General features: G+C 40.3%; 27 protein-coding genes and 3 pseudogenes. 18 read left to right on the top strand and 12 right to left on the bottom strand.

What is annotated here, in order from left to right:
• Position 1: 1 nt before the first annotated feature.
• A complete protein-coding gene (locus tag AB1A03_RS05780; protein WP_354623653.1) occupies positions 2-136 on the bottom strand; it encodes a hypothetical protein in 135 nt (44 codons plus the stop codon).
• Positions 137-178: 42 nt separating this feature from the next.
• Here AB1A03_RS05780 and AB1A03_RS05775 point away from each other — a divergent pair, with 42 nt between their 5' ends.
• Genes AB1A03_RS05775 through AB1A03_RS05760 form a run of 4 tightly spaced genes read left to right on the top strand, consistent with a single transcriptional unit; the run spans position 179 to position 1,791 of the window.
• Complete coding sequence (locus tag AB1A03_RS05775) at positions 179-574, top strand: DNA polymerase III subunit psi (RefSeq protein ID WP_354623651.1); 396 nt, start codon at positions 179-181, stop codon at positions 572-574.
• On the top strand, positions 558-782 hold the full coding sequence (locus tag AB1A03_RS05770) for a GNAT family protein (protein WP_354623650.1): 225 nt from the start codon (positions 558-560) through the stop codon (positions 780-782). Before AB1A03_RS05775 ends, AB1A03_RS05770 begins: the two co-directional genes overlap by 17 nt.
• Positions 782-1,024 carry a GNAT family N-acetyltransferase gene (locus tag AB1A03_RS05765; protein ID WP_354623649.1) on the top strand — a complete coding sequence of 81 codons (243 nt, stop codon included), beginning with the start codon at positions 782-784 and terminating at the stop codon, positions 1,022-1,024. The genes AB1A03_RS05770 and AB1A03_RS05765 overlap by 1 nt, the downstream gene beginning before the upstream one ends.
• Positions 1,025-1,044: 20 nt before the next feature.
• Positions 1,045-1,791 carry an RNA methyltransferase gene (locus AB1A03_RS05760; RefSeq protein WP_354623647.1) on the top strand — a complete coding sequence of 249 codons (747 nt, stop codon included), beginning with the start codon at positions 1,045-1,047 and terminating at the stop codon, positions 1,789-1,791.
• Here AB1A03_RS05760 and AB1A03_RS05755 read toward each other — a convergent pair.
• Together AB1A03_RS05755 and metK are read right to left on the bottom strand one after the other, a co-directional pair.
• On the bottom strand, positions 1,778-2,266 hold the full coding sequence (locus tag AB1A03_RS05755) for a SprT family zinc-dependent metalloprotease (RefSeq protein WP_354623646.1): 489 nt from the start codon (positions 2,264-2,266) through the stop codon (positions 1,778-1,780). The genes AB1A03_RS05760 and AB1A03_RS05755 overlap by 14 nt on opposite strands.
• 20 nt (positions 2,267-2,286) lie before the next feature.
• A complete protein-coding gene (gene metK, locus AB1A03_RS05750; protein ID WP_354623645.1) occupies positions 2,287-3,435 on the bottom strand; it encodes a methionine adenosyltransferase in 1,149 nt (382 codons plus the stop codon).
• A 242-nt stretch (positions 3,436-3,677) separates the two neighbouring features.
• On the opposite strand from metK, the gene AB1A03_RS05745 reads away from it, so the two are divergent.
• Both AB1A03_RS05745 and AB1A03_RS05740 read left to right on the top strand, forming a co-directional pair.
• Positions 3,678-5,036 carry a peptidoglycan DD-metalloendopeptidase family protein gene (locus AB1A03_RS05745; RefSeq protein WP_354623644.1) on the top strand — a complete coding sequence of 453 codons (1,359 nt, stop codon included), beginning with the start codon at positions 3,678-3,680 and terminating at the stop codon, positions 5,034-5,036.
• Between the two features lie 66 nt (positions 5,037-5,102).
• Complete coding sequence (locus AB1A03_RS05740) at positions 5,103-5,447, top strand: DUF3802 family protein (RefSeq protein WP_354623643.1); 345 nt, start codon at positions 5,103-5,105, stop codon at positions 5,445-5,447.
• A 78-nt stretch (positions 5,448-5,525) separates the two neighbouring features.
• Here the strand turns inward: AB1A03_RS05740 and rsd are convergent, their stop codons facing one another.
• On the bottom strand, positions 5,526-5,999 hold the full coding sequence (rsd, locus tag AB1A03_RS05735) for a sigma D regulator (RefSeq protein ID WP_354623642.1): 474 nt from the start codon (positions 5,997-5,999) through the stop codon (positions 5,526-5,528).
• Positions 6,000-6,177: 178 nt separating this feature from the next.
• Here rsd and nudC point away from each other — a divergent pair, with 178 nt between their 5' ends.
• The 5 genes and pseudogenes from nudC (at position 6,178) to AB1A03_RS05710 (ending at position 12,657) form a co-directional block, all read left to right on the top strand.
• On the top strand, positions 6,178-6,990 hold the full coding sequence (gene nudC, locus AB1A03_RS05730; RefSeq protein ID WP_354623641.1) for an NAD(+) diphosphatase: 813 nt from the start codon (positions 6,178-6,180) through the stop codon (positions 6,988-6,990).
• A 95-nt stretch (positions 6,991-7,085) separates the two neighbouring features.
• The gene (gene hemE, locus AB1A03_RS05725; RefSeq protein ID WP_354623640.1) at positions 7,086-8,150 is read left to right on the top strand and encodes a uroporphyrinogen decarboxylase; all 1,065 of its coding nucleotides are present in this window, start codon (positions 7,086-7,088) and stop codon (positions 8,148-8,150) included.
• Between the two features lie 343 nt (positions 8,151-8,493).
• Positions 8,494-10,085: pseudogene (gene purH / locus AB1A03_RS05720) on the top strand (bifunctional phosphoribosylaminoimidazolecarboxamide formyltransferase/IMP cyclohydrolase).
• 307 nt (positions 10,086-10,392) lie between these two features.
• Positions 10,393-11,682, top strand: a complete 1,290-nt coding sequence (gene purD / locus AB1A03_RS05715; RefSeq protein WP_354623639.1) for a phosphoribosylamine--glycine ligase — start codon at positions 10,393-10,395, stop codon at positions 11,680-11,682.
• Between the two features lie 480 nt (positions 11,683-12,162).
• Positions 12,163-12,657, top strand: coding sequence for a prepilin-type N-terminal cleavage/methylation domain-containing protein (locus AB1A03_RS05710; protein WP_354623638.1), 495 nt, complete (start codon positions 12,163-12,165; stop codon positions 12,655-12,657).
• A gap of 10 nt (positions 12,658-12,667) precedes the next feature.
• On the opposite strand, the gene AB1A03_RS05705 is transcribed toward AB1A03_RS05710, so the two are convergent.
• Positions 12,668-13,522 carry an AraC family transcriptional regulator gene (locus AB1A03_RS05705; RefSeq protein WP_354623637.1) on the bottom strand — a complete coding sequence of 285 codons (855 nt, stop codon included), beginning with the start codon at positions 13,520-13,522 and terminating at the stop codon, positions 12,668-12,670.
• Between the two features lie 271 nt (positions 13,523-13,793).
• On the opposite strand from AB1A03_RS05705, the gene AB1A03_RS05700 reads away from it, so the two are divergent.
• From AB1A03_RS05700 to AB1A03_RS05680, 5 genes and pseudogenes are all read left to right on the top strand, one after another.
• Positions 13,794-14,696 (top strand): carbohydrate kinase family protein, encoded by a 903-nt coding sequence (locus AB1A03_RS05700; protein ID WP_354623636.1) that lies wholly within the window; start codon positions 13,794-13,796, stop codon positions 14,694-14,696.
• Positions 14,697-14,706: 10 nt separating this feature from the next.
• Positions 14,707-16,221, top strand: a complete 1,515-nt coding sequence (locus AB1A03_RS05695) for an L-fucose/L-arabinose isomerase family protein (RefSeq protein ID WP_354623635.1) — start codon at positions 14,707-14,709, stop codon at positions 16,219-16,221.
• 17 nt (positions 16,222-16,238) lie between these two features.
• Positions 16,239-16,604 (top strand): annotated as a pseudogene (locus AB1A03_RS05690) (class II fructose-bisphosphate aldolase); the annotation flags it as partial.
• Between the two features lie 56 nt (positions 16,605-16,660).
• Complete coding sequence (locus AB1A03_RS05685; protein ID WP_354623633.1) at positions 16,661-17,083, top strand: class II fructose-bisphosphate aldolase; 423 nt, start codon at positions 16,661-16,663, stop codon at positions 17,081-17,083.
• 69 nt (positions 17,084-17,152) lie between these two features.
• Positions 17,153-18,274, top strand: coding sequence for a zinc-dependent alcohol dehydrogenase (locus AB1A03_RS05680; protein ID WP_354623632.1), 1,122 nt, complete (start codon positions 17,153-17,155; stop codon positions 18,272-18,274).
• Between the two features lie 301 nt (positions 18,275-18,575).
• Here the strand turns inward: AB1A03_RS05680 and AB1A03_RS05675 are convergent, their stop codons facing one another.
• From AB1A03_RS05675 to aroQ, 6 genes and pseudogenes are all read right to left on the bottom strand, one after another.
• Complete coding sequence (locus tag AB1A03_RS05675) at positions 18,576-18,851, bottom strand: HU family DNA-binding protein (RefSeq protein WP_354623631.1); 276 nt, start codon at positions 18,849-18,851, stop codon at positions 18,576-18,578.
• A 162-nt stretch (positions 18,852-19,013) separates the two neighbouring features.
• Positions 19,014-19,595 carry a YjaG family protein gene (locus AB1A03_RS05670; protein WP_354623630.1) on the bottom strand — a complete coding sequence of 194 codons (582 nt, stop codon included), beginning with the start codon at positions 19,593-19,595 and terminating at the stop codon, positions 19,014-19,016.
• Between the two features lie 133 nt (positions 19,596-19,728).
• Positions 19,729-20,028 carry a DNA-binding transcriptional regulator Fis gene (fis, locus tag AB1A03_RS05665; RefSeq protein ID WP_354623629.1) on the bottom strand — a complete coding sequence of 100 codons (300 nt, stop codon included), beginning with the start codon at positions 20,026-20,028 and terminating at the stop codon, positions 19,729-19,731.
• Between the two features lie 27 nt (positions 20,029-20,055).
• Positions 20,056-21,015, bottom strand: a complete 960-nt coding sequence (gene dusB, locus AB1A03_RS05660; protein WP_354623628.1) for a tRNA dihydrouridine synthase DusB — start codon at positions 21,013-21,015, stop codon at positions 20,056-20,058.
• A 131-nt stretch (positions 21,016-21,146) separates the two neighbouring features.
• Positions 21,147-22,029: pseudogene (prmA, locus tag AB1A03_RS05655) on the bottom strand (50S ribosomal protein L11 methyltransferase).
• Positions 22,030-22,183: 154 nt separating this feature from the next.
• A complete protein-coding gene (aroQ, locus tag AB1A03_RS05650; protein ID WP_354623627.1) occupies positions 22,184-22,636 on the bottom strand; it encodes a type II 3-dehydroquinate dehydratase in 453 nt (150 codons plus the stop codon).
• A gap of 229 nt (positions 22,637-22,865) precedes the next feature.
• On the opposite strand from aroQ, the gene AB1A03_RS05645 reads away from it, so the two are divergent.
• Both AB1A03_RS05645 and AB1A03_RS05640 read left to right on the top strand, forming a co-directional pair.
• The gene (locus AB1A03_RS05645) at positions 22,866-24,242 is read left to right on the top strand and encodes a pilus assembly PilX N-terminal domain-containing protein (RefSeq protein WP_354623626.1); all 1,377 of its coding nucleotides are present in this window, start codon (positions 22,866-22,868) and stop codon (positions 24,240-24,242) included.
• On the top strand, positions 24,224-24,922 hold the full coding sequence (locus AB1A03_RS05640) for a type IV pilus modification PilV family protein (protein WP_354623625.1): 699 nt from the start codon (positions 24,224-24,226) through the stop codon (positions 24,920-24,922). Before AB1A03_RS05645 ends, AB1A03_RS05640 begins: the two co-directional genes overlap by 19 nt.
• On the opposite strand, the gene AB1A03_RS05635 is transcribed toward AB1A03_RS05640, so the two are convergent.
• Positions 24,911-25,135 (bottom strand): SlyX family protein, encoded by a 225-nt coding sequence (locus AB1A03_RS05635; RefSeq protein WP_354623623.1) that lies wholly within the window; start codon positions 25,133-25,135, stop codon positions 24,911-24,913. The two genes, AB1A03_RS05640 and AB1A03_RS05635, sit on opposite strands and share 12 nt — an antisense overlap.
• Positions 25,136-25,147: the final 12 nt, after the last annotated feature.

Genomic DNA, 25,147 nt, shown 5'->3' with positions numbered 1-25,147 from the left:
GTTAGCGTGAGCGGCGTTGTTGATATATCGGTCGCTCACGATAACTATTGGTTATATCTTCAAAATACGCCTTGGCGAGGTGTTTATAAAACAGCACTCGTGAAATTGATTGTTTACTCGCTTGGCATTTATTCATGCTATATTTGCTTTTTTAGGTGAATAAAGACGGATTGCTATTATGCAACATCAAAAAGCAGTTTACTTGCAAGAGATGGGGATCACTCGTTGGCAAGTACGTAAGCCCGAATTGTTTGCCTGTGAAGCAGGCAAAAAAAATGTCGATTTAAGCCGTTATGCACTGCTGATCTTAATAGAAGAGGCTGAGTTTGCGCATCCATTAATGGGGAATATATTAAAAGCATTTCAATTTTCCCCCGAGCAAGTTTATCATTGTTCAATGGCTGAATTTGAAGCCCAACAGGGTGTCTTACCCGAATATATTTGGTCAACCTTGGGTAAAATTAACCAGCCCTATGGGCATAAAGTGTTAAATTCTGTACCAGTGTCTCAGTTAGCCAATAATCCACACCATAAAAAATCCCTATGGAAGCAATTTTGTGCCTTTAAAAAATAATCAAAACAGTGAGCTGGATATTCTCCCGATGGGGTTGGCTGACATTGAAGCAGTGCATCTCATTGAATGCCGTTGTCATAGTCACCCTTGGTCAAAAAATCTATTTTTAAGTAATTTTGGTAAACGTTATTTTAATCATCTCTTATTAGAAAATGGTCAGGTGGTCGGTTTTTTTGTCGCCGTTCCGTTGCTGGCGAAGTCACCTTAATGAATATTGCCATTTCACCTACAAATCAAGGTCGTGGTCTAGGGAGGAAGTTATTACAATTCTTGCTCGATCATGCAAGGCAAAAAGATGAGCAAGAAATTTGGTTAGAGGTACGCGAATCGAACCTCAATGCACTATCGCTGTATAGTCAAGCTGGATTTGTCGAGGTTGATCGACGTAAAGACTATTATCCCTGCGAAAATGGCCGTGAAGATGCACTTATTATGTGTTGTTACCTATAGCGATAAGATGGAATATTAATATGTTATCTAAAAATCAGTTAAAACTTATACAAGCGCTTGAGTTAAAAAAACAACGCAAAAAACATGGTTTGTTCTTAGTACAAGGGGAGAAAAATGTTGCCGAATTAATGGCCTCTGATTTCACAATAGAGTCTATTTTTGCAACCGCTAGCTACATTAATAAAAATAGTGCATTACTCGCAGAAAAAGGTCTACTAAATATTATCTTTGCAGCGACTGAAAATGAGCTAAGTAAGGCTGGTACACTGATATCCAATAATAGTGTTGTTGCCGTTGCCGAATGTAAAACCCACGAAGTCCCAATTATTGGTAAGCATGAATTGATTTTAGTCCTTGACCAAGTTGGTGATCCTGGCAACCTTGGCACGATAATACGGGTTGCGGATTGGTATGGCATTAAACGCATTGTATGTAGTCCCGAGTGTGCTGATTTTTATAACCCAAAAGTGATTGCAGCGACGATGGGATCCTTTGCGCGAGTTCAGGTTAGTCATACCCCATTGTCAGCATACTTAAGTCAGCAAAATCGGCCTATTTATGGTGCCTTTTTAGAGGGGGAGAATATTCATCAAGCTCAACTGGCTGATAGTGCTTTTATTGTCATGGGCAGCGAGTCACATGGTATTTCCGATGAGGTCGGAGAGTTTATTAGTGATAAAATCACTATCCCGAACTTTGGCATGGCGGAATCATTAAATGTTGCTATGGCAACGGGGATTATTTTAGACAATTTTAAGCGTTCTTAGCTGTTAATAGGGTTTTACAACGGGTACATAGATATTGACCCCCTTTTAATACTTTATTATGGCGGCGTATGCTGAGTTGATGGCTGCTGCATTGACATTGATAAGTAAATTGTTGACCAACCACATCGCTTATATCTAATGAGTGAGTCGTGTGAGGTGGGCAGTGGAATACATCACGCATCACCTTTTGCCACTCTTTACCGTGCGGACGAACCTTACCGTAGCATTGATAAACAATTAGATGAGCGACTTCGTGGGCGACGACCTGTTGTAAAAAGGTTTCTTTATTTTGTTGATAAAGGATCGCGTTGAATTTAATTAAATTACGCTGTAGATGTGCCGTTGCTGCGCTCTTTCCTCGTTGATTAAAGAGGTAACTTGGGCGCTGAAAAGAGCGATTAAAAAAGCACTCAGCTAAAATGAAACATGTTTCACCTTTAACTTGCAGTGCTTTTTTATCTTCGTTACTGACCATAAAAGAGTTGGTTATCTCTCTTAAAATGCGGCAGCTTTCAGATCTTCAACTTTATTCAGTGCTTCCCAAGGAAACTCATTTCGACCAAAGTGACCATAGGCTGCCGTCGCTTGGTAAATTGGCTGGATAAGATCTAACATTTCGATTAACCCGTATGGGCGTAAATCAAAATGTTCACGGATAAGTTGAATGATCAGCTCTTTCTTCACTTTTTCTGTGCCGAAAGTCTCAACACTAATTGAGGTCGGCTCTGCAACACCAATAGCATAGGAAACTTGTATTTCACAACGATCCGCAAGACCAGCCGCAACGATATTCTTGGCAACATAACGTGCAGCATAAGCAGCACTACGGTCAACCTTAGAAGGATCTTTACCAGAGAATGCACCGCCGCCATGTCGCGCAGTACCACCGTAAGTATCAACGATAATTTTACGTCCAGTTAAACCACAGTCGCCAACAGGGCCACCAATAACAAAACGACCCGTTGGGTTTATGAAGTATTTAGTCTGCTCTGTTAATAGATCTGCTGGTAATACAGGTTTGATGATCTCTTCCATTACCGCTTCAATCAAATCAGATTGCTTAATACCTTCAGAGTGCTGTGTGGATAATACGACGGCATCGATACCAACAATTTTGCCATTATCATAGGCAAAGGTTACTTGGCTTTTTGCGTCAGGACGCAGCCATGGCAATGTTTGATTTTTGCGAACTTCTGCTTGGCGTTTCACTAAACGGTGAGCATAAGTGATAGGGGCTGGCATATAGACTTCTGTTTCATTGGTTGCATAACCAAACATAAGTCCCTGATCGCCGGCTCCTTGCTCATGTGGATCACTACGATCAACACCTTGATTAATATCAGGCGACTGTTTACCCACTACGTTAAGGACTGCACAAGAATCGGCATCAAATCCCATTTCAGAGCTGGTGTAACCAATATCACGTACCGTGTTACGAGTGATCTCTTCAATATCAACCCATGCATCGGTAGTGATTTCACCACCCACCATCACCATACCTGTTTTGACATAGGTTTCACAGGCAACACGTGCTTTTTTATCTTGTTTTAAAATGGCATCAAGTACCGCATCGGAAATTTGATCGGCGATTTTATCTGGATGACCTTCAGAAACGGATTCTGAAGTGAATAAGTCACGTGACATATGGACTCCTAAAATGAGATGAGTGTAATTATTTTAGATGTTTTTACATCTAGACGTCTATAATACATTTTTCTGTGATGAAAAACACCCTTTTATTTAACTTCACGAATAGGATGAAGCGCTTGGTTATTTTACGCCAACACTTTTTCTTGTTGACTTTGCATCTTGAAGTATCATGGGTATATACTAGCGCCTCATTTTTCTATTTCGGCTGTATTCATTTTAGCTCTTGAGTTCTATATATGACTTTTTTTATCCGCCTAAAAGCATTTTTACTTTCATTTGTTTCATTTATCAATAACTTACCAAAAAAACATTTTTTTGCTTTAATTATATTGTTTGTTTTTTTATTGGTCATTTCTTTTATGCCGATGCAAAGGGTTAAAGACAAAAGTATTAAAAGACAATTGAAATTGCCATCTATTAGTCAAAATGTTGCCGAGCCTAGCTCAACAAAATTACAAACCAAGGCAAGTTTAGAGCCCGCTGAAGGAGTGGCTGCGGAATATGTTGATACACTGCCAAATCCGCTCGGTTATAGAGAAGTACAAATTGAAATAGAAAAGGGCGATACACTTAGTGCGATATTTGAAAAAGAGGGGTTGTCAGCGGCATTACTACAAGAACTCCTTGAGGTCGATAGACAGTATTTACGTTTAGATAACTTATTACCTGGTCAGCAAATTTACTTACTAATTTCGCCTGATAATAAATTAATGGCTTTGAAGGTCATTATTGATCTGGCTAATACATTGACCTTTACACTTAAGGATAATGAGTATGTTGCCCTGTTAGAAACGAAACAAGGTGAGTGGCAAAATAGTTCATATGAAGGGTCAATAACAGGTAGTTTTTATAATAATGCAATAGATGCAGGGCTGACCTCAGGGCAGATTCAACAGATATCAGATGCACTACAGGACCGGATTGATTTTCGCCGTCAGCTGCAAGCAGGAGATACCTTTAATGTGTTGGTATCTAAGCAGTATATCGATGGTCAGTATAGCTTAGATAGTGAAGTGCTAGCGGTTATCATCAACACCCGTCGACAAACCTATACGGCATTCCTTAATGAAGATGGGCGTTATTACGATCAACAGGGACGCGGTTTGAATAAAGCTTATAAACGTGTACCACTTAAGCAAAAATATCGTATTAGCTCCAACTTTAATCCAAAACGTTTACACCCTGTAACGAAAAAAGTCAGACCCCATAATGGTACCGATTTTGCCGTGCCAACTGGTACAAAAGTCTACTCAATTGGCGATGGCGTTGTCGAGCGAGTGGGGTATCATGCTGCTGCTGGTAACTATGTGGTGATAAAACTTGGACGTAAATACACCACGCGCTTTTTACATTTAAGTAAAATATATGTGCATAAAGGGCAGCATGTTAAAATGGGAGAGTTAGTTGCTAAAAGTGGTAATACAGGCCGTTCAACCGGACCTCATTTGCATTACGAATTCCATGTCTACAACAGACCCGTTGATGCTATGCGTGTCGATTTACCGTTATCTCAAGAGGTACCTAAAAAACAGATGAAGGTATTTGAGCAACGAAGAGACCTATTTTTAAAAGAGTTGGGTTTAGCATCCATTTAATTGCACGAGTTGCTTAAGTCGTACTATTATTTTATATAGCAATCATTAATTTCAGGGTAGATCATTATGTTATTAGAAAGTGATGCTTACAAGGCATGTGTTGGTTATTTTGCTGACAACCTAGATATTTTTGAAGGTCAAATTAATTCAGAGGAAGGTGATATCATCGCAGATATCGTCTCAGATCAAGTCGTTGATATGTTGTTATGCTTTTGCCAACAGCAACCGCACTTGAGTAATGAAACGCGCCTCACTGTGGTTGCAGAAGGCGATAAGTTGGTTGATGACCTAGAACAAATATTAGGACAACGTTGGAATAAGCCAGCCAACAGAACGCAGATTGATTTTATCAAAGAGTATTTTTTATTGATAAAAAATAGTTTAGATTCGCAGGTAATGGATTTGCCTTAGGTAGCAGGTCGGTTATTATTGAACGGAAGAGCAAAAACCAATGTAGAAAAGATTGGTTTTTGCTTATATGAACAACAGCTAGGCAAGCGTGTGGTGTAAATGTACCACTTCAAGTAGTTGGTCTTCACGCTCAAAACGGCTCTCCATAACTTGGCCTAATTCCGACAAATCTTGGTCAAAGTCGAGTAAGTTTTTATCACCCTTTGCTTCTGCATATTTATCATTGAAATTTAATGCCGTATCCGTCGTCGTGGTGATGCGCGAATAGAGCTCTTGAGCAATTTTTAAATTTTCTTCACCATCTAATTTACATTGCAGAATAATTTGCTCGTAAATTTCAAAATGGCCCTTCGATGCATAGTCGAGTAACATTTGACAAAATTGCGTTATTTTCTCTTGTGTAGGTAAGCTACGAGTCTCTTGCTGATAAGGCGGTAATCCCGCTAGTTCGCAATATAAAACAACTAAGCTTTGGCGCTCTTCAAGCCACTTATCAATAACTGCAAGTGTGCCACCCCATTCTTCTTTTGCTTGTTCTAATTTGGTTAGCATATGACAGCCTTAAATAGATTATGTAATAAGTTTTAACAGCGAAAGTAAACAAAAATTAAGTTAGCGTCAACTTCAATTTGAATATCATGATAATCTTCCTGTATAACTGTGATGTAAGCTGCTACCTGTTAAAATTTAGCAGGCACTAATTGAGTTAAATTCGTCAAGGGGAGGGGAGATGAAACCAGTTAAATCAAAGATAGATTATCAGCAAAATGCATGGTGGTTTATTGTTGCTCATAATGAAATTATTTTACAGCCACAGGGCGATTTTATCCCCTATGGAAATCTTGATGATTTGCCATTTTCAGAACAACTCGTTGCTGATAGAGTCAATATCGGCAGCTATCAGTCTAGTCCATGCTATTTAGTTCATCTTCAGGAAAAATTAGATGTTGGCCTAGGTGAATATTCGAATTTACGCTTCCTGCTTGGGCGAGTTGATGATCTTTTGTTTGATATAGCAGGGAGGGCATTTCAGGTTGCGCATTTTTATAAAACCCACCAATATTGTGGCCATTGTGGTGAAAAGATGAGTGCGATTCATTGGGAAATTGCCATGAAGTGTTATCACTGCGAACACCGTTGTTATCCTCGCGTTTCTCCGTGTATTATTGTTGGCATTCGTAAACAAAAACAGATTTTATTAGCCCTGCATCAACGTCATAAGAATGATAACAACCCTGTTTATACGGTCTTGGCCGGGTTTGTTGAAGCAGGGGAAACACTCGAAACTTGCGTAGAACGTGAAGTTTATGAGGAGTCGGGAATAAAAATTAAAAACATTCAATATGTCACCAGTCAACCTTGGCCTTTTCCCCATTCATTAATGGTTGGATATATAGCAGATTATGCTTCAGGTGACATTAATATTGACCCTAAAGAGCTTTGTAGTGCTGACTGGTACGATATTGATAATTTGCCTGAACTACCTAATACAGGGACGTTAGCAAGAAAATTAATTACAAAGATAATTACGGATATTGATTAGCGTTATCGATTTCTTGATTTTTTGTAAAAAAAGATGTTAAAAGTGTTAACATCTCGAAAATATTAAATCCAATTTTATAATGGAATAAAAGTTGTATGACTGAATTAAAAAATGATCGCTATATTCGTGCGTTATTAAAGCAACCTGTCGATAAAACACCTGTTTGGATGATGCGCCAAGCGGGGAGATATTTGCCTGAATATAAAGCAACACGAGCAGAAGCTGGCGATTTCATGTCGCTATGTCGCAATGCTGATCTTGCCTGTGAAGTGACATTGCAACCATTACGCCGTTTTGAACTCGATGCCGCTATTTTATTTTCAGATATATTAACGATTCCTGATGCGATGGGGCTGGGGCTCTATTTTTCAGAGGGAGAGGGGCCTAAATTCGAACGCCCTATTCGTTGTAAAAAAGATGTCGACCATTTAATCATGCCAGATCCTGAAGGTGAATTGCAGTACGTTATGAACGCGGTGCGCACCATCCGTCGTGAGTTAAAAGGTGAAGTTCCACTGATTGGTTTTTCAGGTAGTCCGTGGACATTAGCGACTTACATGGTGGAAGGGGGAAGCTCTAAGGCATTTACTAAAATTAAAAAAATGGCATTTTCTGAGCCACAAATATTACATACCCTGCTAGATAAATTAGCCGATTCTGTTATCGCCTATTTAAATGGTCAAATAGCGGCTGGCGCACAGTCAGTGATGATTTTTGATACTTGGGGCGGCGTTTTGTCACCGCGAGATTATAAAGATTTTTCACTACAATATATGGCGAAAATCGTTGCGGGCTTGATAAGAAATTATGAAGGCAAAAAAATACCGGTTACCTTGTTTACTAAAAATGGTGGGCAGTGGTTAGAGTCTATCGCAGATACTGGGTGTGATGGTATTGGCCTTGACTGGACTATTGATATGGCTGAAGCTAAAGCAAGAGTTGGTTCTCGTGTTGCGCTACAAGGCAATATGGATCCATCCATGTTATATGCATCCCCACAACGCATCCGTCAAGAAGTTGCTGAAATTTTAAAAGGTTTTGGCAATGGCAGTGGCCACGTATTTAATTTAGGGCATGGTATTCATTTGGATGTTCCACCAGAAAATGCCAAAGTATTTGTCGATGCCGTGCATGAATTGAGTCAGCCTTACCACCTTTAATCTTTTGATAGCCGTTACCATTTGTTTTGGTAACGGCATTGTTACCGCTTAACGTTATCGATTACTCTTTTGTTACAATCTAACCATTGCCATCCCCCTATTTACAGCCTTGCACTCGTTATAAATGCCCATTATAAATTGCTAGGAAAATACCATTTTAAAGCGCAACTTAAGTAGTCAGTATCACGACACAATAAAAAGCGAATTTTTTTCATTATAAACGCTCAAATTGCCATCGTTTTCGGGTAGAATAGCGATCCTAGTCCAAAGAATTTTTTTATAAGTTGAAAAACCAATGCATGGTTTTGCTTATTAATTCATCAACCGAGGAATGAGTAATAAAATGGAAAGTAGCCGACCGATTAAACGAGCGTTATTAAGTGTTTCAGATAAATCTGGCATTGTTGAGTTTGCAAGAGAGTTAGCGGCCAAAGGCGTCGATATTCTCTCTACGGGTGGAACCTGTAAACTACTTGCTGATCATGGCATAAAAGTAACGGAAGTATCTGATTATACTGGTTTTCCTGAGATGATGGACGGGCGTGTTAAAACCCTTCATCCAAAAATTCATGGCGGTATTCTTGCACGTCGTGGTATTGATGAAGCGATCATGTCAGAAAATGACATTATTGCCATTGATATGGTTGTGGTGAATCTTTATCCATTTGCACAAACCGTGGCTCGCCTAGATTGTTCTTTAGAAGATGCAATTGAAAATATTGATATTGGCGGTCCAACGATGGTTCGCGCTGCGGCTAAAAACCATAAAGATGTGGCAATCGTCGTTAATGCAAGTGATTACTCGCGTATTCTTGATGAAATGAATGAAAATGACGGCAGTTTACTTTACAAAACGCGTTTTGATTTAGCGATTGCTGCCTATGAGCATACTGCTCAATATGACGGCATGATTGCTAACTACTTTGGTACTATGGTACCAAGTTACGGCGAAAATAAAGAAGGTGATGAAGAGTCTAAATTCCCACGTACTTTCAACATGCAATTCAACAAAAAACAAGATATGCGTTACGGTGAAAATGGTCATCAAGATGCTGCATTTTATGTTGAGACTAATATCCAAGAAGCATCCGTTGCAACCGCAACACAACTGCAAGGTAAAGCGTTATCTTATAACAACATTGCCGATACTGACGCCGCCCTTGAGTGTGTTAAAGAGTTTGCAGAGCCAGCTTGTGTGATCGTTAAACATGCTAACCCTTGTGGTGTGGCAATCGGTGATAATATCCTAGATGCCTATGAAGGTGCTTATAAGACCGATCCAACTTCTGCCTTCGGTGGCATTATTGCCTTCAACCGTGAATTGGATGCAGATACTGCCGAAGCGATTGTTTCTCGTCAATTTGTGGAAGTGATTATTGCCCCTAAAGTGAGCTCTGAAGCGGCACAAATTGTTGCTGCGAAGAAAAACTTACGTCTACTAGAGTGCGGTGAATGGGCGAGTAAAACCACTGAGTTTGATATTAAACGTGTGAATGGTGGTTTATTGGTACAAGATCGCGATCAAGGTATGGTCGGCCTAGATGATTTGCAAGTGGTGACGAAACGTCAACCAACGGAAGCAGAATTAAAAGATCTACTATTTAGCTGGAAAGTCGCTAAATTTGTTAAATCAAATGCTATCGTTTATGTAAAAAATTGTACCACTATTGGTGTTGGTGCTGGACAAATGAGCCGTGTTTACAGCGCGAAAGTTGCTGGTATCAAAGCTGCCGATGAGAATCTGGTTGTAGAAGGTTCGGTAATGGCATCGGATGCGTTCTTCCATTCCGTGATGGTATCGATGCAGCAGCTGAAGCCGGCATCACCTGTGTTATCCAACCAGGTGGCTCGATGCGTGATGATGAAGTTATCGCCGCAGCAGATGAGCATGGTATGGCAATGGTATTCACGGGAATGCGTCACTTCCGCCATTAATTGGTTTTCTCTTAGTCTGTTGTTTCGATCTCAGCGTCAAAAGTGCTCACTTACTAGAGTAAGCTGCGCGCTTTTTCCTTGACCTCGAAGCAACCGCCGTTGAGAAATTCCAATTAATACCAATCGGATTAAGTATGTGATCTAAATTTTGCGCAGGAAAATGGCTTAATTTGAGGCGTAAGTTGACGCAAATGGTTGTTCCCTTTGCGAAACTTACAACATAAAAGTAAGTTATTTTAACCAGTAAAATAGATCAGATATTTATTCCTATTGGTATAATATCTATTTATTGAAGGATTTGTTAAGAATGAATGTATTAATTATTGGTAGTGGTGGTCGTGAGCATGCATTAGCGTGGAAAGCGGCGCAAAATAAACAAGTTAACCATATTTTTGTTGCACCGGGTAATGCGGGCAGCGCTTTAGAAGATAAAGTGACGAATGTTAATATCGGCGTTGAAGATATTGATGCGTTAGTTGCCTTTGCTCAAGAAAACCATGTTGAATTAACCATTGTTGGCCCAGAAGCCCCATTAGTGATTGGGGTTGTTGATGCATTTCGTGCGGCTAACCTTGCTTGTTTTGGTCCAACTAAAGGGGCTGCGCAATTAGAAGGGTCGAAAGCTTTCACTAAAGACTTTTTAGCGCGTCATAATATCCCAACGGCTTGGTATCAAAACTTCACAGAAATAGAGCCAGCGCTTGCCTATGTGCGTGAAAAAGGTGCGCCGATTGTTATTAAAGCAGATGGCCTTGCCGCTGGTAAAGGCGTTATTGTGGCAATGACGTTACAAGAAGCTGAAGATGCCATTCAAGATATGCTTGCTGGTAATGCCTTTGGTGAAGCGGGACATCGTGTTGTTGTCGAAGAATTTTTAGATGGTGAAGAAGCTTCATTTATCGTTATGGTCGATGGTGAGAACGTTGTGCCGATGGCAACGAGTCAAGATCACAAACGTGTAGGTGATGGTGACACAGGGCCAAATACGGGCGGAATGGGCGCTTATTCTCCAGCTCCCGTTGTAACCCCTGAAATGCATAAGCGTGTGATGGACTTGGTCATTAACCCAACGGTTAAAGGGATGGCTGCTGAAGGCAATACTTATACTGGGTTCTTGTATGCGGGTCTTATGATCATGGCCGATGGCACACCTAAAGTGATTGAGTATAACTGCCGTTTTGGTGATCCAGAAACGCAACCTATCATGTTACGTATGAAGTCAGATATCGTGACCCTCTGTTTAGCGGGTGTTAACGGTGAATTAGACGGTATGGTCGCAGAGTTCGATGAGCGCGCTGCAATTGGCGTGGTATTAGCCGCAGGTGGTTACCCTGGTGATTACAGTAAAGGTCAGGTTATTTCTGGTTTACCAACGCAAGAGAGCGAAGGTCTGAAGGTCTTCCATGCTGGCACTAGTGAAAAAGATGGGCAAGTTGTGACTAATGGTGGACGTGTACTTTGTGCGACAGCTTTAGGTAACACTGTGACCGAAGCGCAGGAAAAAGCCTATCAGCTTGCTAAGCAAATTAGTTGGGATGGCATGTTCTATCGTAATGATATTGCCTACCGCGCTATTGCCCGCGAGCAAGATAAATAGGTTATATTCTATTTAATAATGTTGCTTTTTTATAATCCGATGTGGCATTGACTATATCGGATTTTTTTTGTCTGAAATATTAATTCATATTTAGTTGGCCGGGAAAGTTGAACTGTTAATACCAATCGGAATAAATAGCTGATTATTTTACTGGTTAAAATAACTTACTTTTATGTTGTAAGTTTCGCAAAGGGAACAACCTATTTTCGTCAACTTACGCCTCAAATTAAGCCATTTTCCTGCGCAAAATTTAGATCACATACTAATCCGATTGGTATAATTTCCACTCAATTAACAACTTTAATATTTGTATATCCCAAACTTTTATCTCTATTCAAATTCACCATTGCCCATGTTGCGCATTTTTTCACTGTTGATATAAAAATAGCCGAGAGAGCGCATTTTTTGCTTTTTATAATAGACAAAAATTGAGTTATTAATTTATCATGTCGCCAAGCTCAAATGGAATTAGTGATAAAAATGCGTTTAAAAACAAAAGTAAATGGTTTTACCTTAGTTGAATTGGTTGTCGTGATCGTTATCATTGGTATTCTTGCTGCCGTTGCGCTACCTAAAATGGTCAATCTCTCTTCTGAATCACGTATACAAGTGCTCAAGCAAATTAAAGAGAGTGTTAAAACTGCCAATAATTTCATGCTTATAAAATCGCAAATGCCCAGCTACGCTAGCCAACCCGTTCCGAATCGAGATGATCTTATCGATGTTGATACCACGGGGGATGGTAATTTTGATACCCGTTTAAAATGGTTTTACTTAGACAATACCGATATCGAAAAACGAGTCTACCTCTCCGATGATTTTGAAATTCAGTACCAAGGTATAACAACAACTTTTATCGGTTACGATGCTAATGGTAATGGGCAGGTTAATGATGATGGATGTTACTTTGAATATACACAGGCAAGTTCCGCAACGAATCCACCTACCTACGCAATAACGGATAGTGGTTGTTAATTAGGGAAGGCTAATATTGTACCTTTCTGAATTCATGCCGATAACCTAATGGTGTTTTTAACATGACCTCTTTAAATTGGCGATGAAAAAAAGCCATATTGTTATAACCACAGCGATGTGCAATTTCTTCAATACAATTATCATCTTCAATTAATAATACACAGGCCTGACTAATTCGATACTCATTTAAAAAACGGGTAAAGGGTTTATTAAAGGTTTTTTTAAAGTATTTAGAGAAAGAAACTGCGGTTAAATTAGTTAATACAGACATATCCTCGGCTGTTATTCTCTGTTGATAATTTTCTGCAATATATTCAAGAATGGTTTCGATCCGTTTAGGGACAGCCTTATTTTTATACTCGACCACACTGTCACTCAGCGGTTTATAATGGCTTTCCGCCAAACAGTTTAGTAAATCTAAAAATTGAATCAGGCGAGCAAAGGCTGGTAATTTCTGCAAACCTATCAATTTACTGGTCAGTTCAGCGATATTCGATGAATCAAAAATAATCCCAGTATGGCTGTTATCGAGCATCTTTTTAATTGCGTTAAACTCCTGACGTGTTAACCATCCCTCTCCGAGCAAGTTATTATCCCACTGCACAAAGAGTGACGTCGCGCTGGCATTTGAATTTACATTGCTGTTCCAGCAATGAGGGAGGTTGGGGCTTAACAATACTAATTCACCCGGTACAAAGTGGCGAATTGCGTTGCCAGCATAGGCCATGCCAGACCCTTCAATAATGTATGTTAACTCCCACTGAGAATGATAATGCCAAGGCGCGTCAAAGCTTTTTTGTTGATACTTTTCAACATGAAATGAGTGGGCTTTGTTTAGCGGTATATACTCTAAAACTGGCTCCATAAGCCCATTCTCCCTATCCTTAAGTAAACTAAAGCATCATCACAGCGAGTGATTTTTATTGATGTGAATAATTTAATAATACGCATTAACAAGATGCGCCTATCAAATTTTTATTTTATCTAAAATGTGACGGCGATTAAGTGTCAAAGTAAATTAGCACAACAATGCAAAAATAGCACACAAATCGGATAATTTGCTATTTAGCTTTGTTGCACTTTTATCGTTATTTTAAGCACTAAAGAGAATACCAAGTTCAATTTAGGAGAAAGGCATGAGTTACGATGTCCTCGTTTCAGGCTTAAATGTTATCGATATATTAGTCACATTACCCGCACAATATGAAGCGGGTAAAAAACAACAAGTCGACAAGATTGTTATTCAAGGTGGTGCTCCAGCGGGTAATGGTGCCTGTGGAATGGCTGCACTAGGTTTAAAAACTGGCTTTTTAGGTTTTTTAGGTGATAACGCACAAAGCGATATTGCTAAAAGTGAATTTAAACGCTGCAATGTTGATACTAGCTTAATGCTTCACGATAGCCGAGCCGTCCCCGCTACTGCTTTGGTTGAAGTCGACAAGCAGGGGGAGCGAACCGTATTTTACTCGACCACGGGGTACCGCGCATTATCTGAACAAGATATTGATCCAACTTGGTTAGCGCAAAGTAAATTGTTATTTGTGGATGGTTACGATATTGAAGGCAATATTGCGTTGCTTAAACAAGCAAAAGCACAAAATATCCCCTCCGTTGTTGATATGGAAGCTGGTGATATTGAACAGCTTAATATCATGCTGAAATTAGGTTCTCATGTGATTTTGCCACTTGAGTGCGCGCAATTTATGAGCGCTAAAACAGATATCCAAGATTGTATTAATACACTCAGGGCCACTACAGATGCGCAGCTAGTGATCACCGATGGTGCTAATGGTAGTTGGGCCACAGAGGGTGATTCGGTTATCAGTCAAAGCGCGTTTAAAGTCGAAGTTGTTGATACCACTGGGTGTGGTGATGCCTATCACGCAGCTTATGCTTATGCATTAATGAAAGATTACGAACTCTCGGCTCGCATGCAATTTGCTTCTGCCTTTGCTGCGATTGTTGCAACTCACTTTGGCGGCCGTACCGCTTTCCCATCTGAACAAGATGTACACAATTTTATTCAACAAGCACAATAGGAATTCCAATATGTCAGTAGATTTCACACAACGCGTTGGTGTACTTGAAGAGGCGATGAAAGCCTTAGTAACGCCCGCTGTACCTCGTAAAGATGTGCCTATCGGTTTTATCGGTATTGGTTTTGAATTACATTTTGATTGGGCAAAAGCCAAAGAGTCTTATGCTCAGGCAATTAATGATGTAAAAAATGTCTTCTCGAGCAGTAATTCAATGCTTGCAGAAGAGGAGCCGATTCAAACTAAAGAAGAGATGCTCACGCTATTAGATGCATATAGAGCGCAGGGGATGAAAGCATTAATCATCTACCAAGCCTCTTATATTCAAGGTGATATGGCGCTTGCCTTAGCAACGTGGTTAGCTGAACATGACATTCCTTTACTGAGTTGGTCACACACCGAAGTAACTGGTGGAAACTTAACGGCAAATCGTTTGTGCGGACAAAACTTCCTGTTAAACATTGTTTCATCAATGGAAGTCAAATACAGCTGGATTTTTGAAGAGCCTGGTGCGCCAAGTCTTGAAGAATCGCTGGGTAGATTTATCAATGCAGTCTCTGCGAAAGCACGCCTTAAGCACGCCAAAATATTAATGGTGGGCGGTATGCGCGTTCCCGGTTTTTATGATTGTGAATTAAATGAGATGTCGATTGCTAAGCACTTTGGTATCGCTGTCGATCGCATTGATATGCAAACTATTTGGTTACATGGTGAGAAAAACTTTAGCGAGGAGCAAGTTAAGCCTCTTATTAAGCAGTTGCTTGTGTCAGATAAATTCAATGAAAATAATGTGTCAGAGAAAGAGCTATTTCTTTCAATTCGCTTAGCTTTGGCCATCGCAGATTACAGTAATCAGGGTAACTACATTGGTATAGCATTGAAAAATTGGCCAGAGCTTTTTGATAACTATGGCATCGCAGGTGATGGCGCGGGTGCTTTGGTACAAGATCTCGGTATTCCTGTTGCCGATGAATCAGATATGGGCGCGCTATTGACGATGGTGGTCTTTAATGAGCTAACCATGAGTAAAGGCTTACCGACCTTGATGGACTTCTCTTTTGTTGATCACGATAAAAATAGTATTGGTATGTGGCACTGTGGTGGTACCTCAACTAAGTTGATGCGAGAAGGCACGACCTTTGATGTGAAAAATCACAGTATTTTAGATAACTACGATCCTGAGCAATCCTACGGAATGTTGTTAGAGTTTCTACAGGAAACGGGGCCAATTACTATTGCCAAATACCAATATCCACACGCATCAACCGTGTTTGCCTTTGAAGGTGAAATTATTGAGTCTCCAATGCGATATCGCGGTTGTTATGGCGAAATTACACCGCAAGATATTTGTTCAAAATCGATTGCCAATTCAGTTATGAATTACGGCATGGATCATCACTGGGCGATGGCTCGTGGTCACCTCATTGAGACCTTACGCGAATTTAATTTCTGGGTAGGGGTAGAAGAGTTAATGCCAACAGAAGCAAAAACTTACGGTCGTAGCATCCCTAAAAAATTAAATTACTAAGATAAGGTTAATATACTATGTCACAATCACTTACAGCTCTACTCAAAAACTACCGTGCGCAACAACGCTGTCTTGCCGGTTTTAATATTAATGATATCTATGATTTACATGCTGTTGCACTGGCTGCGAATGAATTAGATTTACCTTTTATGGCAATGACTTATCCTCCGGTCACGCAATTAAACACTACGCGCTTGTGCCGTAAGATGGTGGATGGTTTTGAGCATATCGCTAACAACAAAATTTACCTACATCTAGATCACAGCACGAGCGTTGATCTCTGTAAGCAAGCGATTGATGATGGTTACGATTCCGTCATGATCGATGGCTCACATCAGAGCCTCAAAGAGAATATCGCTATGACTCGTGCAGTGGTCGACTATGCACGTAGCGCCAATGTCACCGTTGAGGCTGAAATTGGTAGATCATGGGGCGTGACGTGGTCGTTAAATCAGAAGATGACTACCTTGCCTCTGTTGCCGATGTTGTTTCTCTTTACCAAGAAGCGGGTCCTGACATCATGGCTGTGGGGATCGGTACTGCACATGGTTTCACGACCAGTGCGCCTAAAATTCACTTTAAACGCCTACAAGAGATTGCTAATGCCGTTGCATGTCCATTGGTATTGCATGGTGGTACAGGCATTGCCGATGAAGATATTCAAAAAGCGATCAAAATGGGTATTGCGAAAATTAATATTGGCACGATTGTCCACTCAACTTACATGCGTGAAACACACAAAGAGATCAGTAAAGATATAGCCAATGCTTATCCACCATTGATCATGCAAGAAGTGTTGCCACGCGTGCAAGCCGTTGTACTCGATCGCCTTAAAGCGGTGAATAAACACCTCGTAAAATAGGCGTTAATGAATATAAATCTTATGGCATCTAACAAACAAGAATAGGTGCCGAATATGGAGAATGAAAGCATGTCTATCGTAATTCCAGAAAAAGCAAAAGTGGCTGAATTAATTGCTTTAAAAAAAATTCAATTTGCCGAGTATCAACTGCCTGCAATTGGTGATGATGAAATCTTAATTAAAATTGAAGGTTGTGGTGTGTGCGGTACTGATGTACATGAATACCGTAACGACCCGTTTGGTATTATCCCTATTGTATTAGGCCACGAAGGAACGGGGGAAATTATTGCATTAGGTAAAAATATCAGCAAAGACAGCGTCGGAAAATCTGTCTCACTGGGGTCAAAAATAATTACCAGTATTATTCCTTGTGGTGAGTGTGAACCCTGTAAAACTACACCAGGACGTACCAACTTATGTGAAAGCATGGGGTGCTATGGGTTAATGGGTGAACAGGAAGACAATAAATTTAATGGTTGGTTTGGTGAATATTTAGTACTAAAAGCAGGATCAACATTTTTTAATGTGTCAGAATTTAATGTTAAAGAACGTATTTTAATTGAGCCTGTTGCAGTTGCTGTACACGCCGTTGAGCGAGCCAAAACAACGGGGTTGATTAACTTTGCCGCACCGGTTCTCATTCAAGGGGCTGGCCCGATTGGTTTATCTGTAATCGCAGTATTAAAAACCCTTGGAGTACAAAATATTATTGCCATTGATGGCCAAGAAAAACGGCTAGCTATCGCTAAAGAGCTTGGCGCAAAAGCGGTTATTAATTTTACCGAGTATCCGGAAAGGGCTGATTTAGTCGCTGCCGTACATGCGTTAACCAATGGTCGTGGTGCGACCTTTGCTTTCCAATGTACTGGTGCGCCAGCCGCCGCTTCTACTGCGCTGAAACTAGTCGCACGTGGTGGTGGGTTATGTGAAGTGGGCTTCTTTGTTGATAATGGCGAAGCTGCAATTAATCCGCACCTTGATATTTGCAATAAAGAGATCACACTAGTGGGATCATGGGCATACAGCCCTGAAGATTATCCTAACGCCATTGAGTGTATGAAAGGCATTAAAAGTATCGGTTTACCCATCGAAAAATTAGTGACACATAGCTTTCCATTAGAAGAGCTAAGTGAAGCAATTGAAACAAATATACGTATGGAAGGCATTAAAGTTATTACACTCAATAGTTAATATTAATATAAATGGTTACGTTAGGTGGTGAATTTTGCTCATTGAGATATGTTAATAAATTATTAGTTAGTTTATTGCTGAATTCACCACCTTTTGTTTTTTATACCAATTCCGGTAAGTATGTGATTTAGATTTTCCTACGCGAAATTTAAATCACATACTTACCGGAGTTGGTATTATTTCATGCGCCCTTGGGTAGGCTAAGGGGGGAAAGTAGTTCTGCTTTAAAGGTTTGAGTATCTATAGATATGAAAAAGGTGAAGCAATGACTTCACCTATCAAATTTTTGGCGCTAATAAAATTATTTATTAACAGACTCTTTTAATGCTTTACCCGCTACGAATGCAGGTACGTTTGCCGCTTTGATTTGGATATCTTCACCCGTTTGTGGGTTACGTCCAGTACGTGCTGCACGGTGGCTTACTTTGAATGTACCAAAACCAATTAATTGTACTGGCTCACCGTCTTTAAGGCTATCAGTTACGCTAGCAAGAATTTGCTCTAGTGCTGCTTTAGCTTGCACTTTAGTTAAATCTGCTTTTTCTGCTACAGCAGCAATAAGTTGAGTTTTATTCATATTAGAGTTTCCATTTTTATAGTTAGTTAGAGTAGGTTTTACCTGACAATGGATGAATGTATTGCAACTCATTGTTCGAAGTAAAGAGTTAGCACAGGAAAAACGCGATATATTACTTTTAATTGTCTTTACTGTGTTAAAAATCACAAAATATTTTCTATTTTAGCCTTCTAAGTCAATACCTAGGCTCGTTGTTCCAATATCTAAAACCATTTTTTTTATCGATTTAATTAGCTCAGGTGAACGCTGTTCGTCGAGCATTTTTAGGATATTTAGCTGTAATGCTAGTTGGTTTTTAAAGAGCGGCTCTGCTTCAAGATCGCTCTGTTGAATCTCCTCACCGCTTTGTAATTCGATGAAACTAGCGATTGTTGCGAAGGCTGTTTGGCTGGCATTGAGTGCTTCATCTGTGGATTTAGTTAAAAAGCTATTGAATACGCAGCTGACAATCACACAGTGGTCAAGTGCTGGTGTGACACCATAAAAGTCATAGTCGCTGACATTGGGAATGATCTCTTCAAAATGGTCCTGCTGAATGGCAAAATTGACCTTTGCCCCTTTGACGGTCATTTTTTCCCAAAAAAGTTGATTAATGTTGTTGATGATTTGATGGTTATCACTATTAATCGCGTCACAAAAAAGTTGGAAATGCAATCGAGTTTGCTCTGCAAGCGCCATACAAAAAACAGTTTGTTGCCATGGCGCTAATTTATTTAATTGGTTATTGATGGGTAAATCAAGCATACATTTCCTAGTTACCTTGTTAGATATAGTGAGAGCTTACGATAAGCTAAAATAAACTCCTATTACTTTTTTATCTGCAGGCATAAAAAAAGCGACATAATAGTCGCTTTTGTATATTGAGTAGCTAGAAAAATCAGCCCATGCCATATTTTTTTAGTTTTTTGCGTAGTGTGCCACGGTTAATGCCTAGCATGGTCGCTGCACGTGTTTGGTTTCCACGAGTGTATTGCATGACGATATCTAAAAATGGGGCTTCAACTTCTGATAAAACAAGCTCATATAATTCAGTTGGATCTTGGCCATTCAGCTTCGCCATGTAACCTGAAACAGCTTGACGTACTGAGTCGCGAAGTGGTCGTTGAGTTATTTGCCCTGTTGCAGGAATGCTAGTTGTCGTTGTAAGTGCTTCTGAAGAAATATTTTGTTCAAACATGGGTATAAACTCTTTAATGATTAAATACTAATGGTTTAGATAATTTTCTAATGTGCTTAACTGCTTGCTAGGGCAATCAATCGCATTAAATTTTCGTTTAAAGTAACCTAACTGATCTTGCTCTTTTAAATACCAACCTACGTGCTTCCTAGCAATGCGAGGCCCCATTACTTCACCATAAAACGCATGCAGAGCCTGCACATGGTTCAGTAAAATAGCGCTTATTTCTATTTTATTCAGTGGAACAGCTTGCTCCCCTGTTTTTAAATAGTGGTCAATTTCATTGAATATCCAAGGAGCACCTTGTGCACCTCGTCCAATCATAATGGCATCCGCTCCAGTTGATTCAAGCACAAATTTGGCTTTTTCCACTGAAGTGATATCGCCATTGGCAATCACAGGAATGGTTACATTTTCTTTAATTTTCTTTATGGTGTCGTACTCAGCAAATCCGTTATACAGACATTGTCTTGTACGACCATGCACCGCGAGTGCTTGGATACCTGATTGTTGTGCTATTTGCGCAATTTCCAGACCGTTTCTATTTTCAGGATCCCAGCCAGTGCGAATTTTCAAAGTAACAGGCACGTCAACGGCATCAACGACACACTCTAAAATTGCTTGCACAAGTTCAGGGTGAGGTAGCAAGGCCGAGCCTGCCATCTTCTTATTTACTTTTTTCGCCGGGCAACCCATATTAATATCAACAATCTGGGCGCCTTGTTGTACACATAGGCGTGCAGTAGCAGCCATTGCAGCAGGCTCAGAGCCCGCTATTTGTACAGAGCGAATGCCAGATTCATCATGGTAATCCATTCTTAATTTAGATTTTGTGCTATTCCATACGCGTGGATTAGATGACAGCATCTCCGAAACAGCAAGTCCGGCACCCTGTGAACGGCAAAGTTCACGAAAAGGGCGATCAGTCACCCCAGCCATTGGCGCTAAAATAATATTGCTATCTAATTGATATTGACCAATACGCATATAAAGTAAACAACCTATCTATCTTAAGGCGGCGTAGTGTACGCATTTTTGCCGATAGAATAAAGGTTAATTATTAACCATTTAATAATTATTTTGCTTGCAAAGTAAGCAATTTTAAGTTTGTCGCTATTTTATTTGCATTTTATGCCTGAAAGTCGAGCCCAATCTTCCTTAATCTCAGCTTTGTCCATACTAAACCATTTTCCATAGACATCGATTAACTCATCAGCTTGCTGTTGTAAAATACCTGACAGTGCTAATAGGCCATTATCTTTGACCAATGCTTCGATGTTCGTTGACAGTTCACGTAGTGGTCCGGCAAGAATATTTGCGACTAATACATCTGCTAACAGCCCCTGGCATATCGCCGGGTAGGTAAAGTTCTAATTGGTCTGAAACGTTATTACGTTCGGCATTATCACGGCTTGCTGTTATTGCCTGATGGTCAATATCAATACCGATGACTCGTTTCGCGCCCAATTTTAGCGCTGCAATGGCTAGAATTCCGGAGCCACAACCGAAATCAATGACAACTTTATCCTGTAGATTTTGAGCGTCGAGCCATTTTAAACATAATGCCGTGGTGGGGTGAGTCCCCGTGCCAAAGGCAAGGCCAGGATCTAACATCACATTCACAGCACTCGGATCGGGAACGGGTTTCCAGCTTGGGCATATCCATAGACGTTCACCAAATTGCATTGGGTGAAAGTTTTCCATCCATTCGCGTTCCCAATCTTTGTCTTCAAGTTGCTCGATTTTAAGGGCGAAATTTTCATTGAGTAGTGGGCTGTTATTAAGTGCTGCCACGACTAAGGTCATATCGGTATCAGCTTCGTAAAGACCTGTGATATCTGTATCCCCCCAAAGGCGAGTTTCACCGGGAGCGGGTTCAAAAATCGGGGTGTCGTGAGAGTCGGTAAAGGTTGCGGATAGCGCACCATTGTCCATTAACAACTCACCAATCATCTCTGCATTTTCGGACGTTGCATTAAGTTTTAATTGTATCCAAGGCATAGTTTTCTCTCATTTTCAGAATAATTGCGCAAGAATACAGGGGATAGGTCGAATAATATAGAAAAAGAAAGTTGGCAAGGAGGAAAAATGGCCATTTTACTGAATATTGGTTTTTCTCTTTGCCATGAGTTCGGGGGATGACGATTTTACTCTGCTATTTTTTTGCTTGGCAGTATTCAATTGCTGATTCTAGAGCATAGCTGTAACCCTTCGCCCCTAAACCACAAATAACACCTTTTGCGACATCTGATAAGTAGGAGTGATGACGGAATTTTTCACGCGCATGCACATTAGAAAGGTGTACTTCAATAAATGGAATCGCCACGCCTAATAAGGCATCGCGTAGTGCAACGCTGGTGTGAGTAAATGCTGCGGGGTTAATAATAATAAAATCGATACTGTTAATCGACGCATGAATTTTCTCAATGAGCTCATATTCACGATTCGATTGTAGGTGTGTTAATTCAACATTGGCTTGTTTTGCTTGTATCTCGAGATGATTAACAATGTCATCCAGTGTTTGTCGTCCATAGACTTCTGGCTCACGTTGTCCCAATAGATTTAGATTGGGACCGTTCAATACTAATACTTTTATCTTATTTGACATAAATAAGCTCCTAAAACAGTAGATTATGCAGTGTAACTGCTCTTCTGTGAACTGGCTAGTAGTGGTTATTTAAAATCGGTCGATATATAGCGCCGAGATGCATTGTTAGCTAATAGAGAAGTTTAAATACATTATTTTGCTTTTATTTATTTACTTTTGACTTTTATTTTCTAAGATTAATGAACATAAATTCTCACAGAAGTCGTGGCATTCGCTTTTAGGGAGGAGTATGAAGTTCATTAAACATCAGCGGGGATTTGCCGTTTTAATTACCGCGCTATTATTGTGCCTTGCGGGGATTGCCTTTACGACCAACATGGCATTTTCACAATTGATTGATAATCAGATTGCAGGTAATTATTATCGCAATAGAGAAGCGTTTCTTAATGCAGAATCAGGTATTAACCTGATGTTAAGTAAAATTACGGCCTCGGCTTCTCTCTTAAACACGCTGCCCATTTCCTACCATCCAGCGGGAGCTTCTTATTCTGTCTCCGTTGAACGTATTAATAAAAATAGTGTTGCGCTTAGTGCAGTTGGTATGTCACAGGATGGCACTGCACAACGAGAGATCCATTTACAAATTAACCATGAACTGACCTATAACATCCCATTAGCGGCGCTTTCTGTGAATGGGAAATTGCACTTAAATGATGATGTGGTGATTAATGATGGCTGTGAAGGTGTAAATGCATCACTTTGTAAATCTCCTGGCAATATTGCCAAGTATCAATTAGTCACTCATCCGAGCAATGAAACGCAAGCAACAGCAGAGTGCACTGGGCATTCATTGGCGCAAAATGTTTTTGCTAGCAACCTCTTGCATGGCGATAATTTTTTGACTGTTGGTGAACAAAAAAGCGTTATCGATGAGTATGGCTTTGCAACGTTAGAAACCGTAAATTGGCCTGAAAATCGAACCGCAGCCATGCAATTTCATGGTCTTGAGGTGACAGAAGATGTCTCTCCGAGTTCATTATTTGAGAGTACCTTTGGTGTGTCGGAGTCAGATGCGATGTTTGCATTACAAAGTGCTAATGATGTAGCCATGATCGATATGAATGATGGTGATGTCACGAACTGTCTAACGCGCCTAACGGAGGTGGATGAGGCAGTCAGCACGATTTATATTGAAGGTGATTGCGACCTAATGCGTGATGACCTCTATGCGTTGGATGCGGAAAAAACGCAACGAGTTAGCATCGGCAGTGTTGATAACCCTAAATTACTGCTAATTAAAGGGGGGCATTTTGTTAGCGAGGCCAAAACGGATGTGGTTATTTTTGGCATGGTCTATTTTTTACCTGGTAGCGGTGAACTCTTTGATGAAAATGGTAACGTCATAGTTGATCCCGATACAGAGCAAGTAATGCAGGCGAGAGAGCAAAGTGTTGACCTTGGCAACCTGTCCGTGAATGGCGCGGTGCTCAGTGAGTATAACTGTTCATACAGTGGTAGCGATAATGCAGAAGCAAGCCTTAATGCAGCGCCTCTTTCCGTCCGTTATGACAAAACCGTACTTAATAAATTGTATCAAAATAGAGGTAGTCTTGCGGTTAGTGCAGGCTATCGGGTAGTGGCTGGATCATGGAAAGATTTCAAATGACCTATCAGGAATCTGCACCGGGCTTTTCATTGCTTGAAATTCTCATTTCACTGTTTGTTGTCAGTTTAACGGCCGCTCAAATTATTAGTTTACAAAAAATGGTCAGCGAGCAAAATCGTGATAATGCGATACATAGCTATGTGGTACAGATAGCCACAGAAAAAATGGAAGAGGTTTTGCAATATGATAGCGTGAGTGAATTAGATTCGCTGGTGAATTTAGGCACAATAACGCGTTCAACTGCGCTGACTAATTTATATTTAAACTGGGAAGTTGAGCCGATTGCTAATATCTATAGTGCCGAAGCGGATCTACGTTGCGTCAAGTTGCTGATTGAGTGGGCTGATTCGCAGGGAAATGAACAACGTTTTATCTATAGCCAAGTGATTAATAGCGGCGCGCTACTGAATACAAAAAACCGTTTAGCTGATTTGGAAGCAGCCATCATCGAATCATTTATAATCAGTAAAGATGTACGTTACTTCGAACCACAACGCAATTATCAAGTAGGCGATTTTGTTATCTATAATAGTGAGCTGTTTAGCGTAACGGAAGCTGAGCAGGCTGCCGATACCCCCCCTCGACCTGTTGATAAAGCCAATGAACTTTCAGAGGGGTGGCAGAGTTATGGTTTGATTAACAATCCCGCCCTTGCCAACATGGACGCGCTAACAGATTAGTGTATTAATAATGCGGTGGGCGCATCTCTTCTTTTCAGATGCGAGTTGATTAGGGGTATGTTCTTTTAATTTTGTCGCCAGTATCGCGACCTGCTCACTGAGTAATTGTAATTTACGTTGTTGTTCAAAAATTTCACTGTTCAAGGTTTCAATATTATCTTCTTGGAATGCGACTTTCATTTCCAGTTGTTCAATACGCGTCTCTAAATTCATCTGTTTCTCTAT

The organism is Psychromonas sp. MME2, assembly GCF_040566515.1.
Lineage (GTDB): Bacteria > Pseudomonadota > Gammaproteobacteria > Enterobacterales > Psychromonadaceae > Psychromonas.
Note: the sequence above shows the minus strand (reverse complement) of the source record. Positions and strands in the feature narration are given on the sequence as shown.

Bases quoted from the DNA above. Each gene is read 5' to 3' on its own strand.
- AB1A03_RS05640 (WP_354623625.1), top strand. From the start codon at position 24,224: ATGGAAAGATTTCAAATGACCTATCAGGAATCTGCACCGGGCTTTTCA.
- AB1A03_RS05705 (WP_354623637.1), bottom strand. From the start codon at position 13,522: ATGGAGCCAGTTTTAGAGTATATACCGCTAAACAAAGCCCACTCATTT.
- AB1A03_RS05765 (WP_354623649.1), top strand. From the start codon at position 782: ATGAATATTGCCATTTCACCTACAAATCAAGGTCGTGGTCTAGGGAGG.
- AB1A03_RS05780 (WP_354623653.1), bottom strand. From the start codon at position 136: ATGAATAAATGCCAAGCGAGTAAACAATCAATTTCACGAGTGCTGTTT.
- AB1A03_RS05645 (WP_354623626.1), top strand. From the start codon at position 22,866: ATGAAGTTCATTAAACATCAGCGGGGATTTGCCGTTTTAATTACCGCG.
- nudC (WP_354623641.1), top strand. From the start codon at position 6,178: ATGAAACCAGTTAAATCAAAGATAGATTATCAGCAAAATGCATGGTGG.
- AB1A03_RS05760 (WP_354623647.1), top strand. From the start codon at position 1,045: ATGTTATCTAAAAATCAGTTAAAACTTATACAAGCGCTTGAGTTAAAA.
- AB1A03_RS05675 (WP_354623631.1), bottom strand. From the start codon at position 18,851: ATGAATAAAACTCAACTTATTGCTGCTGTAGCAGAAAAAGCAGATTTA.
- AB1A03_RS05775 (WP_354623651.1), top strand. From the start codon at position 179: ATGCAACATCAAAAAGCAGTTTACTTGCAAGAGATGGGGATCACTCGT.
- fis (WP_354623629.1), bottom strand. From the start codon at position 20,028: ATGTTTGAACAAAATATTTCTTCAGAAGCACTTACAACGACAACTAGC.
- hemE (WP_354623640.1), top strand. From the start codon at position 7,086: ATGACTGAATTAAAAAATGATCGCTATATTCGTGCGTTATTAAAGCAA.
- AB1A03_RS05710 (WP_354623638.1), top strand. From the start codon at position 12,163: ATGCGTTTAAAAACAAAAGTAAATGGTTTTACCTTAGTTGAATTGGTT.
- aroQ (WP_354623627.1), bottom strand. From the start codon at position 22,636: ATGTCAAATAAGATAAAAGTATTAGTATTGAACGGTCCCAATCTAAAT.
- dusB (WP_354623628.1), bottom strand. From the start codon at position 21,015: ATGCGTATTGGTCAATATCAATTAGATAGCAATATTATTTTAGCGCCA.
- AB1A03_RS05740 (WP_354623643.1), top strand. From the start codon at position 5,103: ATGTTATTAGAAAGTGATGCTTACAAGGCATGTGTTGGTTATTTTGCT.
- AB1A03_RS05680 (WP_354623632.1), top strand. From the start codon at position 17,153: ATGTCTATCGTAATTCCAGAAAAAGCAAAAGTGGCTGAATTAATTGCT.
- rsd (WP_354623642.1), bottom strand. From the start codon at position 5,999: ATGCTAACCAAATTAGAACAAGCAAAAGAAGAATGGGGTGGCACACTT.
- AB1A03_RS05755 (WP_354623646.1), bottom strand. From the start codon at position 2,266: ATGGTCAGTAACGAAGATAAAAAAGCACTGCAAGTTAAAGGTGAAACA.
- AB1A03_RS05745 (WP_354623644.1), top strand. From the start codon at position 3,678: ATGACTTTTTTTATCCGCCTAAAAGCATTTTTACTTTCATTTGTTTCA.
- metK (WP_354623645.1), bottom strand. From the start codon at position 3,435: ATGTCACGTGACTTATTCACTTCAGAATCCGTTTCTGAAGGTCATCCA.
- AB1A03_RS05700 (WP_354623636.1), top strand. From the start codon at position 13,794: ATGAGTTACGATGTCCTCGTTTCAGGCTTAAATGTTATCGATATATTA.
- AB1A03_RS05695 (WP_354623635.1), top strand. From the start codon at position 14,707: ATGTCAGTAGATTTCACACAACGCGTTGGTGTACTTGAAGAGGCGATG.
- AB1A03_RS05635 (WP_354623623.1), bottom strand. From the start codon at position 25,135: ATGAATTTAGAGACGCGTATTGAACAACTGGAAATGAAAGTCGCATTC.
- AB1A03_RS05670 (WP_354623630.1), bottom strand. From the start codon at position 19,595: ATGCTTGATTTACCCATCAATAACCAATTAAATAAATTAGCGCCATGG.
- purD (WP_354623639.1), top strand. From the start codon at position 10,393: ATGAATGTATTAATTATTGGTAGTGGTGGTCGTGAGCATGCATTAGCG.